Raw genomic sequence first — 15939 nt, 5'->3', positions numbered from 1 at the left:
GTGATAAGCCAATCATCAACCTTACACAAGCCCTATCTCATCAACGCTCTCCAACACCGCAACCTGCATTTTGCGAAGTGCTTCAACATCCGGGAGGGTGTCGTCCTGGTCAATTAGATAGACGGTGTACCCGTCAATTGTGAGTCTACGCATAATTTCCAGAAGCATATGCTGGGCAACATCGTCCACGGAATAGACTCGCGTAACATCCAAAGCTATTTTCGTCCCCGTGTATTCGGTGTCCACAATTTCGCGGATAACACGCTCAGCACCCGCGAACCGGATCCTGCCTTGAAGCTGAATAACCTGAACCGTCTCGGCGCCAACTCCTACACGGTAGTTAGCGCGTATTGCCGAACGGGCAACGGTGGGAATGTTCATCACATGCATACCCATGTCTGAAGAAAACCGCTCAAATAGCGACACGCCGCGGACACTATTGCCATGTATATCAAGGCGAGGCGAGAATGTTGCCACCCCCAGCTGCCCCGGCACAGCACCAATGATTCCTCCGCCCACACCGCTTTTGGCGGGAATACCCACCTGTGTTGCCCAGTCGCCAGCGGCGTTGTACATGCCGCAGGTGAACATTACGCTCAACACCTGACGCACTACCGTTTTAGGTACCACCTGCTCACCGGTAAGAGGCTGTTCCCCATAATTCGCCAGAGTAGCTGCCATCATCGCCAGGTCTTTTACAGTTACTTCAAGTGAACACTGACGCGTGTACCCTTCCACCACCTTGGCGGGGTTCTCGGTGAGGATGTCGTGGCTACGGAGCATATGCGCAATAGCGAGGTTACGGTGCGCATGTTCTATCTCTGAGGAATACACCGCCTCATCAATCTGAAGGGGGCGCCCGGCAAATGCTGAGAGCCCTTCAATTACCCGTTCCATCCGCTTCTCTGGACTTATATTTTCGGCTCCCACCAGCGAGTGGGTGGTGATAGCCCCAGCATTAATCATGGGGTTCAGCGGACGTCCCGACTCGTCCTCAAGAGATATCTCGTTAAAAGGCTCCCCGGAAGGTTCAACACCCACTTTCGCCAGTACCTTATCAAATCCACGATCAGCTAGAGCTAGGGCATACACGAAAGGCTTAGAAATAGACTGGATAGTAAACACTTCATTGACGTCTCCGGCGCCGTAAAGTTCCCCGTCAACCATTGCGATAGATGCCCCGAGTCGATCAGGGTTTACTCCCGCCAGCTCAGGAATATAGTTTGCGAGTTCCCCCGTTTTATCTGAGGCCACGGTGGCGAGCACATCGTCGAGGTAGCTTGGTATAGGGGAACGCATAACAGTTTCTCCTGATAGGCGGGTCGTTACTTTCGTACGCGGTTGGTTCGGGAGCCAGACTGCAGAGTACACGCATCCTTGTCATGACAAAATATCTGCCCGAACGTTGAGCCTCTTGAAGTGTAGCTTTTCCGCCTTCAATACTCCAAATATGTGCTTGTATACAGCCGTGAGGCAGCAGCATGAATCCATGCATAGACGGTTTTGCGTCTTTGCCGGATGAGAATACACCATGTTTTTCTGTCCCTGGTGTGCGGGCCAAGAAATTCTTCCACCCGACCCTTGACATACCGAATAGTCGGTTTTATATTGTCATTATGGCAGCAGATAAAACAGCAAATTCCAAGTCCAAGGGCCAGCTCACCCGGGAACATATCCTAGAAGTTGCCGCCCAAGTCTTTGCACAACGCGGCTATTCTGAAACCCGGTTAGACGACATTATTCAGGCCACCGGACTCACCAAAGGCGCCCTCTATTTCCATTTCCGTTCCAAAAGCGATTTGGCGTACGCCGTCATTGAAGACCACAAACGGCACTGGCTTGAACAGGGGATCCAGGAAATAGCTCAACACGATAACCCGCTAGAGCAACTAGAGGCGCTCAGTAACCTTCTGATTACTCTGGTGTCGCAGGGAAAAACCGACTGGAACATTGTTCGTCTCGCCGACCAAGTGCGTTCTAAGGAACCGCCTGAAGACCTCATTAGCCCCCTTCAAAGCTGGGTTGATGTGGTGGCCGACATTATTGAACGCGGCAAGGCACAGCAGATATTCCACACAGAATTATCAAGCCAGGATGCCGCCGCAATCCTCGTTGGTTCCTTCGACGGCCTCAAAACTTCTAACGATGCTTTAGCCCAAGGAGACACCGAGAAGTTCAGACGCCAAGCTCACGCCTTAAACACAATGCTTATAGAAGGGCTGCAGAGGCGTTAATCCATCCTTCTCCCCTGCCTTCCGAAACCTTTCGTCTGTTCAGACGAACTTTTGTCCTAGTCCAAAAAACTGATGATATGGAGTACTGTATGGCGACCCTCATTACTGGCGCTTCTTCAGGTATCGGCGAAGAATTCGCGCACCATTACGCCGCAGAAAAACACGACCTTGTGCTTGTTGCTCGCAGCGAAGACAAGCTGAATACTCTCGCTGATACGCTTCGTGGCCAGCACGGTATTCAAGTCACCGTCATTGCACTTGATCTGTCTGAACCGGATGCAGCTCAACGGCTCTGGGAAGAAACGAACCGCGCCAGGTTAGAGATTGATGTGCTTGTCAATAATGCAGGGTTCGGAACCCACGGTGATGTTGCTGATGATAATCCCGACCGTCTGGAGCAAGAAGTACGTCTCAACTGCCTCACGCTAACAGGGCTGACGGCACGCTACCTGCCCGCCATGCGTGAACGCAAAACCGGAACCATCATAAACATTGCTTCGACTGCGGCTTTTCAACCGCTGCCCCATATGGCAGTGTACGGCGCAACCAAAGCATTTGTGCTGTCCTTCACCGAAGCGCTCTGGGCAGAAACCCGAAAAGACGGCATCCGAGTGCTCGCGGTCTGCCCCGGTCCCACCGACACTTCATTCTTTGAAATCGCCGGTGAATCCGCCGCGGTCGGGAAAATGCGTTCCACTCGCCAGCTGCTAGATAGCACCCTGCAGGCGCTGAAAACCACAAAACCCAGTTTTGTAGATGGGCTGGGAAACGCCGTCGTGGCACGGTTTGTCACCCGTGTGGTACCAAAGCGTGCCGTCATGGCCATAGTCGATCAGGCGTTCCAGCGCCAACGCAGCCAACATACGCGGTAATACAGGGCCGCTAGCCGGTGCCTTTAGCTAAAGCGCTAAAGGTACCGGCTAGAACTCCAGAAGCATCGTTCCAGTGCTACCGCCAGCATCAACGAATCCCAGCTTTTCGTAGAGCTTACGCGCGGGGTTCCCTGTTTCAACACTGAGACTAACACCCCGGTCCCCTCGCACACGAGCAATTTCTACAACATCACAGATAAGTTCCGTCCCCAGCCCAACACCGCGCGCCTCAGGCTGCACGGACACGCCCAGCTCACCGATACCAGGCGCCACAAAACCATATCCAGGATTCTGCTGAGGTAAATAGAGAACCCTTGCAGTACCAACCCACTGCCCCTGTGAGGTGCAGGCAACCACACCATAATCTCCCCGCCGCGCATCCATAACGATGTACCGCACAAATTCGGCTGTGTCGAGAAGATCCTGCATGGTGAACCTCTCCCCCGGCCAGTTCAGATTCATCAGAGTTGATTCACGCAGAATATCAATATCGCTCGATCGTAGTTTTTTCTTGTGTAAGCCCAGGCGTGTACTTGCCCGCTCAACTGCATCAGCCATTTACCTCACCACCCCTATGCCTAGTATTTGTGCTCTATCACTCTACAGACAGATACCCTGCATCGTCTAGCGTCCCGCCGACACCCATTAGCACCCAGATCTCTCCTAAAGCCGCACAATAGTTGTTAGCAGCGTATGTTCTTTTTCAGCTCGCCTCTCACTCACTCTCAAGGGACGAAAAACTGTCTTCTTCCGCCTTGGAAGTGTCACAATGCTTCCACTGTACGGCGCCTCTGAGTATTTGCCGGACTGTACAACAGGCACAAAAAATCACCTGGTCACATAAAACCAGGTGATGATTTGTGGAGATAAGGGGACTCGAACCCCTGACCCCCTGCATGCCATGCAGGTGCGCTACCAGCTGCGCCATATCCCCCTATTTAGTTCTGCCACCCTTTTGGGCAACAAGAAAATAATACACATGCCCGAGGCACGAATGCAAATCGGCACGGGCAGTATTCGCAAGACCACCCGCGAATACTGCCCACCCCAAGGTGAGAAGAACGAAGTTTAGCTATCAGCTGGGATAATACGCGCGGCGTCTTCCTCAGTCTCACCAGCAATATCGAAAGGTGTCTCCGTTTTAACACCCAACTCAATGCGTGGAGCTTGAGACCATAAACGATCCAGCGCATAAAACTCGCGGTCTTCCTCATGCTGCACGTGAATCACAATGTCGCCGAAATCAAGAAGGATCCAGCGCCCGCTCGCCCGGCCCTCACGGCGTACCGGCTTCATCCCAGCCTGCTCCCGAAGAGCATCCTCAATCCCATCAGCTACAGCGTTTACTAGGCGCTCATTATGAGCTGAAACCACCAAGAACCCGTCGATCAGACCCATAGCGTCCGAGGCGTCAACAGCAAACAGATCTGTGCCCTGTTTTTCTTCCGCCGCCCGGGCGGCAATACGCAGTGCCTCAATCGAGGCGGGTGCTGCGGTCATAGTTTCCTTTCATATTCGCCGTCTCCGGCGGAGACCCCCAGAAAGGGGCACATGTTACTTCTGGCTGAGCACTATAAACAGGCCGATGAGGATCACCGCGATACACAAGACCAGCAGGATCAGGCTCAAAGGACTCCGCTTACGGGGAACGTCCAGATCATCCTCATACTCGTCTTCATAATCCACGGCGTCCTGGGCCATGGTATTCGCAGCAGAGTAACCCGACTTGGCAAAGTTATTGAACGTAGGCTCCGGCTGCTCTTCAGGATCTTGGTTGTGCTCCACAATGCGGCGCACCAACTCCCCTACCTTATCAGGGTCAAGAGCTACCGTCGGGTCGTCGGCAGTGCTATCTGCATACGGCAAAGATGCGCTGGCTGACTCGGGCGTCTGGCTCCCTGCTGCCTGCTGCGTGTACGATGCATCCGGGGCGGTCGGTTTCTCGGCGGCCGCACCCTTCTTCTTGTCTAGCACCGACAGATCCAGCCCTTGTGCATCAACAGCGGAGACAGGTGCTGGCAGCTTCGTGGGCTTTGCCTGCTGTACATCTGCTGTCGCTGATGCGGCAGGGGCGGAAGGCTCGGACTTGGTGATATTAATATCGGGCTGTTTAGCCTGCACGAAGGAACTCTGCCCAACGGTCATGCTCGGCTTATCAGCCGCCGATACTGCCTCAGCAGTATTGGAGGCGCTGCTCTTGCGACCATCACCAGCAACATCTGCCGCGGTAAGACCGGTGCTGCCCGCCTCTGAAGTAGCGGCGGGAGCAGCTTCCGTATCAGCAGCTACCGATGCAGCGCTTGAGACGGTAGAAGAACTGGTCTTCCGTGTCCCCGAGGCAGCGGCACTCTTCGCGGATTTTGAGGCAGAAGAGATCGACGTCAAGCTAATACCGCGCTCCTCCAGATCGGGAACCAAAATTGCGGTACCCGCACCAGGGTTAGAGGATTTGACGGTGTCCCAGGGGTTATTAGGGTTCAGGGGTGCCTGCCGCTTTGAAGCCCCAACAGCCGAACCGATCTTAGCTTTTTCCTTCTGCACAGCACCAGAGGCTGTTCCAGCGTCCGCATCAGATTCCACCTTCGGCTCATCACGCACCAAATAATCATGCATCGGTAACGAGCTTGTTTCAGGTGCGGGAGCAGTAAAGGAAGAGGTCAGCGGAATGTTCAAGGCGCTCAGATCTGAGGGGTCCTTGCTTGTACTCTTCTGCTGTTGCTGGTTCGGCTTAATAGCGTTCAGGCTGCTGGTCAGCGGCTCAGGCTCGTTCAGCTTATCCTCGTCGTTGGCGCTCATGTCAATAGCACCCTGCGCGGCAAGAGCAGCGAAACGACGCTGAATTGAGAGCACACGGGGGTCGACCACCAGATTATTCACCACGGGGCCCATATGATCCACAGGCTCTGGAAGCTTACCGCGGCCCATAGCACGAATATACTCTGCTGCCTCTTCACGGTAACGAGCCAGACGACGTGGACCCATCATCTTCGTGGGTGGAGGAACCTCGATCCCGTCTTCAGTAACATAGGTCTCATAGAGGTAGGCTTCCTCTTCTGCGTAAGGCTTATTAGTGCCTTCCTGAGATTCAGTCATTCTAACCCTCTTCTTCCGTTACATAAACATTGTCTAACGCGCCCTGGGCGCTCGATCCCTCTACGGCTTCCCCACGCGGCAAACCCGCATCATAGGTTGACGTCGAATCGTCGGCGGAGTACAGCCCATACTTATTGATGTACTGTACCACCCCATCCGGCACCAAATACCAGATAGGTGCTCCGTCAGACGCACGGCGGCGAATATCTGTCGATGAAATCGCCATCGCAGGAATCTCAAGTGTAGTGATCTGTCTACCCTCCCCGACCGGCGGGTCAAGCTCATGGTCGGGGCGTGTGACCCCCACAAAGCTTGCTAAGTCCCACAGCTTATGCGCGTTGTGCCATGTCATCATCTGGCTAATCGCGTCCGCGCCAGTGATGAAGAATAAATCAGCATCGGGTCGTAACTGGCGTAATTCATTAAGGGTATCAAAAGTGTAGGTTGCACCGCCACGATCTATATCTATACGGCTGACCGTGAACCGTGGGTTTGAAGCGGTGGCAATCACAGTCATGAGGTACCTGTGCTCAGGATCGCTGACTCGCCGCTGCCCTGTTTTCTGCCAAGGCTGCCCTGTGGGTACGAACACCACTTCGTCAAGGTCGAACACAGCGGCAACTTCGCTAGCCGCCACTAAGTGGCCATGGTGGATGGGGTCAAACGTACCACCCATAACCCCCAGCCGGGTACGGCCAGAAGTTCGCGGCGGAATCGATTCGATATTAATTCGAGAAGGCTGAGGTGTCACAGTCTATATAATCTTCCGGTTACTGACCGTGCCTCGAATTGTATTCCTTGAGCAGCTTAGCCTCTTCATCATCAAAAGCTTCAGGTGCGTGGTCAGGACGAACAATGCCACGGCCGCTGTATGACAGGGTTATCAACAGAAGAACAGCAAAGACCACGGCGGCGATCACACCATACATGTAGGTGGGCAGGCCCAGCAACATACCGTCTGCATGCTCAGCACCAGCGCCGTGTGCAAGAATAGCGGTACTCACGTATGTGATGTCCTTTCAACTTAGGTAAAAATCCTCATATGTTTCTATGCTACCGTGTTGCGGCGAAAATCGGGTAAATCACGGGTATTGACTGCACAGTATTGGATGTGCATTAACCACGTTTTTGTATACCCATCTCCGTTATTAGCCCTTGATGTGAGCGCCGTAGCCTATTCGAGGGGCGCTAGCAGGCTTTTTCTGACGTGAACCTCACATAGATATGTGTCAAGAGGTAGCATGTATGCCCCTAGCGAACACAGCTATTGTGTGGCAGCTAATACACCAGGAGCTTACATTGGGTTACTCAGCATCGGGCATGTCGATTCCCTCAGTGGGGCGCTTCTCCTTCAACTTTTTACGGTATTCCACAGACTCGGTCCACACGCCCGCGACACGTTCCTGCTCAAGCTCTGCACGGGCCTCAGCTTTCGCATCCATGCGTTCTTTATATTCCTCACGTTTCTGCGCACGGGTGGGACGAATAATCTCTTCGAGGCGAGTATCGGTACCGCGCGGAGAAGACAGAAGCTCAGCACCGCCGACCATTGTGGGCTCCCAGTCGAAGACCACAGAGTTATCGTCCTCACCAATAACTACGGCATCCCCGGCACGAGCACCAGATTTGAAAAGCTCATCCTCAACGCCCAGCTTCGCCAGACGATCCGCCAGGTACCCAACAGCCTCGTCATTATTGAAGTCAGTCTGCTGAATCCAACGCTCCGGTTTCTCCCCAATAACCCTAAAGAGCGGCTCAAGATTGCGCTCCTCACGGCGAATAATGAACTCTTGTTTCTTCTTAGAACGGAACCCTTTGGGCCGCACAACGGGGGCATCAGCCACAGGTTTATCATTTTCACTGGCACGTTTCTGGCGGTCTTCTTCAACAAGGTTAGCCATCGCGAATATAAGCGGTTTAAGCCCTTCATGGGAGGCCGTTGAGATCTCAAACACCCGATACCCCATCTTCTCAAAATCGGGTCGCACGAAATCAGCAAGTTCACGCGCCTCGGGTACATCAATTTTGTTGAGAACGATCATCTGGGGGCGCTCGTTGAGCGGCACGGTCACGCCAGCAGTGGGGTCCACCTCATAGTTTTCGAGCTCGCCGCGAATAACCTCAAAATCGCTCATGGGGTCTCGGCCAGGCTCCAGGGTGGCACAATCAATTACGTGCACCAGCGCAGAGGAGCGCTCAACATGGCGTAAGAAACGGTGACCCAACCCCTTACCTTCGGAGGCGCCTTCAATCAGACCGGGAACATCCGCAACCGTGTACCGAACATCGCCTGCCTGCACAACACCCAAGTTTGGGATAAGAGTGGTAAAAGGATAGTCAGCGATTTTGGGCCGAGCCGCAGAGATAGCAGCGATCAGCGACGATTTACCGGCTGAGGGGTATCCAACAAGCGCAATATCAGCAATAGACTTAAGCTCTAGAACAATGTCAGTTTCCTCCCCAGGAATACCAAGGAGTGCGAAACCGGGAGCTTTACGTTTGGTCGATGCCAGCGCGGCGTTTCCAAGGCCGCCCTGACCGCCCCGTGCGGCAATATATTCATCGCCTACAGGCAGCAGGTCGGCAAGCACGTTACCGTCACGGTCTTTAACAACGGTTCCCTGAGGTACTGTGAGCACTAGGTTCTCACCGTTGTATCCGTGGTGCATATCGCCGCGGCCAATATCTCCATTAGGGGCGTGCTGGTGGGGGCTGTGGTGGTATTCCAATAGCGTGGTGGTCTGGTTATCGACACGCAAAATCACGTCCCCACCATTGCCGCCGTTACCACCGTTGGGGCCGCCGAGCGGCTTAAATTTTTCACGGCGTACGGAAACACAACCGTTGCCGCCGCGACCGCCGGATACATGCAGGACCACGCGGTCCACGAATTCTGCCACGGGTGTTCTCCTTCTACATTTTCACGTGTGATGTGTTAGCGCGCCACTATGAGCGCGCAGGCACCGCCGTTACTGTTGGCGGTGGGCTACCGGTGTTTAAGCATACGGTAAGAGGGGGTAAGCCGTGAAGCCTACCCCCTCTTGCCTGACTGGCGCGAGTCTTACTCGGCGGCTGCCAGGATGTTAACGACCTTGCGGCCCTTGCGGGTACCGAACTCGACGGTGCCTGCTGCCAGAGCGAACAGGGTGTCGTCGCCACCGCGGCCAACGTTCAGGCCGGGGTGGAAGTGGGTGCCGCGCTGACGAACAAGGATCTCGCCTGCGTTGACGGTCTGACCGCCGAAGCGCTTAACACCGAGGTACTGGGGGTTCGAGTCACGACCGTTGCGGGTGGAGCTTGCGCCCTTCTTATGTGCCATTCTGTTTTCCTACCTTAAGGTTTATATCCGGTGGTTAAGATTACGCGTTGATTGCGGTGATCTTAACGGTGGTCAGCTCAGCGCGGAAGCCCTGACGCTTCTTGTAACCGGTCTTGTTCTTGTACTTCTGAATAACGATCTTCGGACCGCGCAGGTCTTCAATCTTTTCAGCAGTTACCTTGGCGGAAGCCAGGGACTTTGCGTCAGCGGTGATCTTGTCACCGTCAACGAGCAGCAGTACGGGCAGCTCGATGGTGCTACCGGGTTCACCTGCAACACGGTCAAGGGTAATTTTGTCTCCGACGGAGACCTTCTCCTGGCGGCCGCCAGCGCGTACAATCGCGTATGCCACTTTGGGACTCACTTTTCTCGACATCTTGCTTCTTCGTATCTCACACGTGCAGACAGCCTGCGCTTTCATTGCTGTGCGCTCCACAGGTATCTCATATGATCCTGGTGTGGATGCGGCCCGTGTCCCTCGTGGGATTGCCCAGTTGGGTACACGCTCGGTCTGCCGGTGGTGTCTTCCAGAAACGCTGTAATAAGGGCTTCCAGAAGTGGTATCTCCCGCTGACCCTGCGTCGATAGGGCTTCACTGAGATAAATACCAATCGTTAAGGATACTGCATGCGCGGGTTTAGACGCAATCCAACCCTTTGGGCAGTAAATAACAACGCCAGCACCGCAGTCACCTTCGGACTTGTGGTACCGGCGTTATTGTTATTTCCGATACGAGCAGATCTAGGCCCTATTCTTTGCCAGCTCGTTTAATATCGGCAGCGGAAACACCGATGCCGAAAAGGGTCGGGGTTTCGGATTCGACGGGGGCTTTCGCGTCCGCCACAGAAGCCGAAGCCACCACCGAACCATGAGCCGACTCGGCGGCATCCACCGTCACAACCTTCGACTGTGCACCCGCCGAAGACGCCGCACGACGAGAACGACGCTTACGTGGCGCGGCCGCCGGTTCAGCAGCAGCCGTAGACGCCTGCTTCACCGGCTCAGCCTCAGTGACCTGAGCCCCGGCAGAACCACCCACGCGGATGACACCCGAAACACGCGGCGCACCCGCATCAGCTGCGGGGGCGTGACCTACCACACCCGAAACGGCGGTTTGGCCCCCCTGTGCAGCCCCATCAGCGGAGACGGCACGGCGCGAACGGCGGCTCTTCTTGGGGGACTCATGAACGTCCTCCACCCGCACGTCATCGCGGGTTTTCTGGGCCTGCTCATCCTCAACCCGTTTCGACCGGAAACCGCCGCCCTCCGTGCGCGCGATACGGCCTGCCTTCTGCGACGCACGAGCCTTCGCCTCGCCCGCCCTAATAGCCTCATACCGGGCAGAGCTACGCGTAAACCGGGAATCCAGCTCAGGGCTGTACGAGTCCGCGAAATCCTGCGCCGTAAACGCGCCCTGCTCGCCGCTCCAATGGGAATCGTCGTCAATCTTAGCGATCTTCGCCTCAGCCTGAGCCACATACTCATGAGCCTGTTCACTCGCAGCCTCGGGGGCTGTCCCCTGAGCGTTCTGAGTATTCTGCTCCTCAGCACCCTCAGTGCGGCGTGAGCGTTTACGACGCTTACGCTTCTTACGTCCCTGCTCCTCAACCTCATCAGGCTGTTGGGATGCTGCCGCAATTGAGGCCATAGCGCTGCGGCGCTCCGCCTTCTTCTCTTCCTTCTCGGCATCCACCGAATCAACACGGCTAGCCGCAGCACGGGAACGTTTGCGGTCGGTGCGTTCTTGGCGGTGAATAAAATCTGAGGCGCCGCCCGAGCGGCCGCTAAGCGGCTGGTCGTGCACCAACAGTCCGCGACCACCGCACGACTCGCACTGCTGTGAGAACACCTCAAGCAGGCCTGTACCCAGGCGTTTACGGGTCATCTGCACCAGACCCAGGGAGGTCACTTCAGCAACCTGGTGCTTAGTGCGGTCGCGCCCCAAGCACTCGATCAGGCGGCGCAGCACAAGGTCACGGTTCGATTCGAGCACCATATCGATAAAATCGATCACAATAATGCCGCCGATATCACGCAGGCGAAGCTGACGCACGATCTCCTCAGCCGCCTCCAAGTTATTCTTGGTGACGGTCTCCTCAAGGTTGCCGCCGCTACCAGTGAACTTACCGGTGTTCACATCCACCACGGTCATAGCCTCGGTGCGGTCGATCACCAGCGAACCGCCCGAGGGCAGATACACCTTGCGGTCCAGGGCCTTCGATAGCTGCTCATTCACGCGGTAGTGGTCGAAAAGGTCATCTTCCCCTTCCCACTTCTGCAGCCGTCCCATCAAATCCGGGGCCACATAGGTCACGTACGCTTCAATCGAATCCCAAGCGTCAGCACCCTGCACCTGCATGGCGGTGAAATCCTCATTGAACACATCACGCACCGTCTTAATCATCAGGTCAGGCTCCTGATACAGCATCTCTGGGGCAAGCACCTTACGGGAGTTAGCCTGCTGCTGGATCTCCTCCCACTGCGCACGCAGACGGTTAATGTCGTGAGTCAGTTCCTCCTCAGAAGCACCCTCAGCGGCGGTACGCACAATCACGCCCGCCCCATCAGGCAGCTTATCCTTCAAAATCTTCTTCAAACGCGCACGCTCAGTATCGGGAAGCTTACGTGAAATACCGGTCATTGAGCCGCCCGGCACGTACACCAAAAAACGCCCCGGCAAAGACACCTGGCTCGTCAGGCGGGCGCCTTTCTGCCCAATCGGGTCTTTAGTGACCTGCACCAGCACCGAATCACCAGGTTTTAAGGCGTTCTCAATCTTGCGGGGAGTACCCTCAAGACCGCTCACATCCCAGTTCACCTCACCGGCATACAGCACAGCATTCCGGCCACGCCCAATATCGACGAACGCCGCCTCCATTGACGGCAGTACGTTCTGAACCTTCCCCAGGTACACGTTACCGATCAGCGAATCCTGCTGCGTCTTCGACACAAAATGCTCCGCGAGCACCCCATCCTCAAGCACAGCGATCTGGATACGGTCATCCTTCTGCCGCACCAGCATCTGCCGGTCCACAGACTCGCGGCGCGCCAAAAACTCCGCCTCAGTCACAATGTGACGGCGGCGTCCCATCGACCGGGACTCGCGGCGGCGGGCACGTTTAGCTTCAAGGCGGGTTGAACCGCGCACACCAGTAACAGTGTTTGAAGTGTGAGAATCCGGCAGACGCGGTGCACGCACCTTCGTGACGGTCTCCACCTCATCGTCATCACTGCCCTCAATCTCAATATCCTCGGTACCGCGACGACGACGGCGGCGGCGGTGACTTGTCACCTCAGCCTCAGCAGCAACCTCCTCAAGACGACGAGCCATCCGTGCCGCACGCTCGGCCTCAATACGTGCCGCACGCTGCTGCTCATACTCAAGAGTTGCTGCCGCTGAAAGCTCAGCAACATTTGGAGAATAAAACAGTGGCATAGCCCGTGGCGTTAACGAGGCGCGCATCTGTGCAAGCTTCTGCTGCTGCACATCACGCAGAGTTTTCGATTCCCCTTCAGAACCGGACTTTTCCTCAGACTCATCCTTTGGGGTATCTACCTCCGGCAGGGCTACAATGCCTGTCTCCGGTTCAGAAACCTGCGGTTCTTCGGCGGTACCAGCGGTAGCAACCGATGTATCTGCCTGAGCAGCCGGGGTCTGAACCGCTGTGACGGGTGAATCTTCTGAGCTGGGTTTCTCAGTCACAGATTCAGTAGTTTCAGGTTCTGCGGCGGAGATATCTTTATTAGTTCCCTGCTCTGTATTCGGCAAAACGGCGGTCTGCTGCTCAGCTGCTGCCTCATCCTGAGAGGATTCGGAGCTATTGGCGGCATCATCAGCGCCTTCAAAAATTCTATCGATAGTGCTCGCGACCTCATCCTCCGAAGCTGGTTCGGCAGATTTTTTCGGGGCAGGAGCATGCTTCGCCTTTAAATTCCGTAGATCACTCAGGCTCTCAGCAACTGCACGTTCAGGGCTCAGCTCCTCCGAATCCTTAGACCCAGATTCAGCCTTGGAACGGCGAGAAACCGTACTCTTTTTTGAGGAACCGCGCCCCCGTTTTTTCTCGGCCTGATCGGCCTTATCCGCTCCCGGCACTTTCTCATTCAGGGAACGCACCGTCTCATCAGAGACATTCTTCTCACTCGCAAGTGATGCGATGTCGGCCAAAACACCCATATTCAGGCCGGATTCATTGGCGTTCATCTCTTCAGCCATATTTCCTTCTCTTGGTGCTCCCAAGCCGCATCTTGACGCACTAGCATTCGTTGCGCGCACGCGCATAAGCCTATCTACCCTATTCACAGCTCAAGCCCCCGGGTGCGCACACTATGCGCAACTACCGCGGAGGCGAGCGGCGGAGCGTCCTTTCGCATTCATAGAAACACCCCGCACTAAATGGGCCGATTTTTTCGGTCGAGCCAGCGGACTTCCATCAACGCCAGACTTCGGGGGTATCTCGCCGCGTAAACGTTCTGCGGCCTAAGGCATTCCCCTCGACGAAAATACCGGATGCGCCCTTTACATGCGGGTCAAAAGGCGCACCTCTGCTATTCTCTCACATTCACGCCCTCACCCGCCATATTTGGGGATAAACACCCACAGATGCTTCACACGTCAACACAGAAAAAGCGGCGTGATGCACAAATCAACACGCCGCTCCTCCACGCTACGGTGGTGGTATTTTAGCTATTTGAGCTGCTACTACCCCAGGCCCAGTTCGGCATCACGTTTTTCACGTTCTTGCTGTGCCAGTCTCGGGTCAGTCGGCAAATATTCCGGACCAGACCCGGTAGCGAACGGGATACCCACCATAAAAACAAACGGGGCAATGATCAGAAGTATCACCCACAGGAGAGAGAAATGACCAGCCGTCAGCAAAAACAGCGCCGTCAAAAATACAACGGCCGATGCAAGCATCATAGTGGTGCCGAGGACTTTCACAGATATCTCCTAGAGGTTAACGGGTCTCTCCAGTTACCCCATTATACGCACCGCCGCACAGCAACAGCCAGCCGCAGCGCAAAGCGCATCATTGAACCAGCCACAGCTGCATACCCTATGATGGTGAACACCAACTCACCAACCTGTGAAGGAGCAAATCATGAGCGAGCGTACCCTCATCCTGGTGAAGCCCGATGGTGTTGAACGTGGGCTGATCGGCCAAATTTTGAGCCGCTTTGAATCAAAAGGGTACACGATTGAGAAGCTGAAAATGCTTCAGCCCACCAAAGAACTTCTGGCCCAGCACTACGCAGAGCATGAAGGCAAGCCTTTCTACCAGCCCCTCGTGGATTTTATGGTTTCTGGCTCCGTGGTTGCTGCTGTTCTTTCGGGAGAGCGCGTCATTGAGGGGGTGCGCTCCATGCTCGGTACCTCAGACCCGACCCTAGCAGCACCGGGCACCATTCGCGGAGACTTAGGGCGTGACTGGGGCGATTCCGTGCAGAAGAACCTGGTGCACGCCTCCGATTCCCCCGCCTCAGCCAAACGTGAAATTGCTCTTTGGCTGGCGTAAAACACCATCATAAAAGCTTGGGGTCTGCAGAAATATTGTTGTTTCTGCAGACCCCAAGCCCCATAGTGGGTGCTTCGAAACACCCAGTAGTTTCGGCTACATCATGCCCATGAACACGTTGAAGAACCGGATAATAATAATCCCGAATATCAGCAGGACCAGAAGCAAAATACTAAACCAGGTCCACCCCGTTGCGCTCTGCCGCACTTGTTCTGAAGCGGGGATAACTCCCTCGACGATATTTCGAATCGTCACCTTCACGAACATGATGATCGTCATCACCCATACGATCATGCAGAACAGGCAGAGAGCATTTATCACGAACGTTGTTTCAAACCAGAGCCACAGCACAAAGACCACTGCAGCCCCCAGGCCTGCATTGGTTGCCAACCAGAACCATTTTTTATACCGCGCCCCAGCTAAAGTACCCATCGCAATAGTCATGAGGATGGGGAAAGCAACCAGCCCAATGAACGGGTTGGGGAAGCCGAAAAGTTCCGCCTGCGGGGTGCGCATCACGGTACCGCAGTTAAGGAGAGCGTTAATATCGCACAGCGAGCTGTGACCTGCATCAATAAAAATCTGTAGGCGCTCATGCACCAACATAGCTGATGAGGCGAGCGCAACTGTGGCCGTCACCATCAGCCACACGGCAAGTGAGCGTTCAGAGGATTGCGGCTCTAGACTATCTGCCGATCCTGATGCGGACAGTGTGTCCTCGTTGTGCTCCTGGGTGCCCTGTTCAACGCTCATATGCTTCTCCTGGTTGATATGAATACAGTCGGATTCGACGGTTGCAGCGCAAAGCCTATTTAGCTATCTTAACCTGTTATTTTCTTCCCGTTAAGCTCCAGACCTTGTGCGGATATAGCAGGGATGCACCACCATCCCTTTTCATGTGCACA

At 55.1% G+C, this 15939-nt stretch carries 15 protein-coding genes and 1 tRNA gene; 3 read left to right on the top strand and 13 right to left on the bottom strand.

The genetic code is table 11. From position 1 onward, the window contains the following. Positions 1-21 precede the first annotated feature (21 nt). Positions 22-1299, bottom strand: coding sequence for a glutaminase (locus I6I94_RS00160; protein ID WP_201620730.1), 1278 nt, complete (start codon positions 1297-1299; stop codon positions 22-24). Positions 1300-1616: 317 nt separating this feature from the next. Between I6I94_RS00160 and I6I94_RS00155 the strand changes: the two genes are divergently transcribed. Both I6I94_RS00155 and I6I94_RS00150 read left to right on the top strand, forming a co-directional pair. Further along, complete coding sequence (locus I6I94_RS00155) at positions 1617-2234, top strand: TetR/AcrR family transcriptional regulator (protein WP_155983669.1); 618 nt, start codon at positions 1617-1619, stop codon at positions 2232-2234. 89 nt (positions 2235-2323) lie between these two features. After that, positions 2324-3106 (top strand): SDR family NAD(P)-dependent oxidoreductase, encoded by a 783-nt coding sequence (locus I6I94_RS00150; RefSeq protein ID WP_128087843.1) that lies wholly within the window; start codon positions 2324-2326, stop codon positions 3104-3106. A 48-nt stretch (positions 3107-3154) separates the two neighbouring features. Here the strand turns inward: I6I94_RS00150 and I6I94_RS00145 are convergent, their stop codons facing one another. The 11 genes from I6I94_RS00145 to I6I94_RS00095 all read right to left on the bottom strand — a co-directional run bounded on the left by I6I94_RS00145 (position 3155) and on the right by I6I94_RS00095 (position 14460). Next, positions 3155-3664, bottom strand: a complete 510-nt coding sequence (locus I6I94_RS00145; protein WP_128087844.1) for a GNAT family N-acetyltransferase — start codon at positions 3662-3664, stop codon at positions 3155-3157. Positions 3665-3967: 303 nt separating this feature from the next. Next, positions 3968-4040, bottom strand: a tRNA-Ala gene (locus I6I94_RS00140). Positions 4041-4174: 134 nt separating this feature from the next. Next, positions 4175-4606 carry a ribosome silencing factor gene (gene rsfS / locus I6I94_RS00135; RefSeq protein ID WP_006887352.1) on the bottom strand — a complete coding sequence of 144 codons (432 nt, stop codon included), beginning with the start codon at positions 4604-4606 and terminating at the stop codon, positions 4175-4177. Between the two features lie 54 nt (positions 4607-4660). Continuing rightward, on the bottom strand, positions 4661-6199 hold the full coding sequence (locus I6I94_RS00130) for a hypothetical protein (RefSeq protein WP_128087845.1): 1539 nt from the start codon (positions 6197-6199) through the stop codon (positions 4661-4663). 1 nt (position 6200) lies between these two features. Next, positions 6201-6950, bottom strand: a complete 750-nt coding sequence (nadD, locus tag I6I94_RS00125) for a nicotinate-nucleotide adenylyltransferase (protein WP_128087846.1) — start codon at positions 6948-6950, stop codon at positions 6201-6203. 19 nt (positions 6951-6969) lie between these two features. Next, on the bottom strand, positions 6970-7203 hold the full coding sequence (locus I6I94_RS00120) for a hypothetical protein (protein WP_128087847.1): 234 nt from the start codon (positions 7201-7203) through the stop codon (positions 6970-6972). A 300-nt stretch (positions 7204-7503) separates the two neighbouring features. Beyond that, positions 7504-9099 carry a GTPase ObgE gene (gene obgE, locus I6I94_RS00115; protein WP_128087848.1) on the bottom strand — a complete coding sequence of 532 codons (1596 nt, stop codon included), beginning with the start codon at positions 9097-9099 and terminating at the stop codon, positions 7504-7506. Positions 9100-9260: 161 nt separating this feature from the next. Further along, complete coding sequence (rpmA, locus tag I6I94_RS00110; RefSeq protein ID WP_004004819.1) at positions 9261-9518, bottom strand: 50S ribosomal protein L27; 258 nt, start codon at positions 9516-9518, stop codon at positions 9261-9263. A 40-nt stretch (positions 9519-9558) separates the two neighbouring features. Further along, the gene (gene rplU / locus I6I94_RS00105) at positions 9559-9870 is read right to left on the bottom strand and encodes a 50S ribosomal protein L21 (RefSeq protein ID WP_006887214.1); all 312 of its coding nucleotides are present in this window, start codon (positions 9868-9870) and stop codon (positions 9559-9561) included. Positions 9871-10266: 396 nt separating this feature from the next. Then, positions 10267-13734 carry an Rne/Rng family ribonuclease gene (locus I6I94_RS00100; RefSeq protein ID WP_201620729.1) on the bottom strand — a complete coding sequence of 1156 codons (3468 nt, stop codon included), beginning with the start codon at positions 13732-13734 and terminating at the stop codon, positions 10267-10269. 486 nt (positions 13735-14220) lie between these two features. After that, positions 14221-14460, bottom strand: a complete 240-nt coding sequence (locus I6I94_RS00095; protein WP_236588879.1) for a nucleoside-diphosphate sugar epimerase — start codon at positions 14458-14460, stop codon at positions 14221-14223. 160 nt (positions 14461-14620) lie between these two features. On the opposite strand from I6I94_RS00095, the gene ndk reads away from it, so the two are divergent. Then, on the top strand, positions 14621-15034 hold the full coding sequence (ndk, locus tag I6I94_RS00090) for a nucleoside-diphosphate kinase (RefSeq protein ID WP_128087849.1): 414 nt from the start codon (positions 14621-14623) through the stop codon (positions 15032-15034). Between the two features lie 96 nt (positions 15035-15130). Here the strand turns inward: ndk and I6I94_RS00085 are convergent, their stop codons facing one another. Then, positions 15131-15787 carry a vitamin K epoxide reductase family protein gene (locus I6I94_RS00085; protein WP_128087850.1) on the bottom strand — a complete coding sequence of 219 codons (657 nt, stop codon included), beginning with the start codon at positions 15785-15787 and terminating at the stop codon, positions 15131-15133. Positions 15788-15939: the final 152 nt, after the last annotated feature.

The sequence above is a fragment of the Rothia aeria genome (assembly GCF_016726365.1).
In the GTDB taxonomy this organism is placed as follows: domain Bacteria; phylum Actinomycetota; class Actinomycetes; order Actinomycetales; family Micrococcaceae; genus Rothia; species Rothia aeria.
This window is presented reverse-complemented; position numbering and strand designations above follow the sequence as displayed.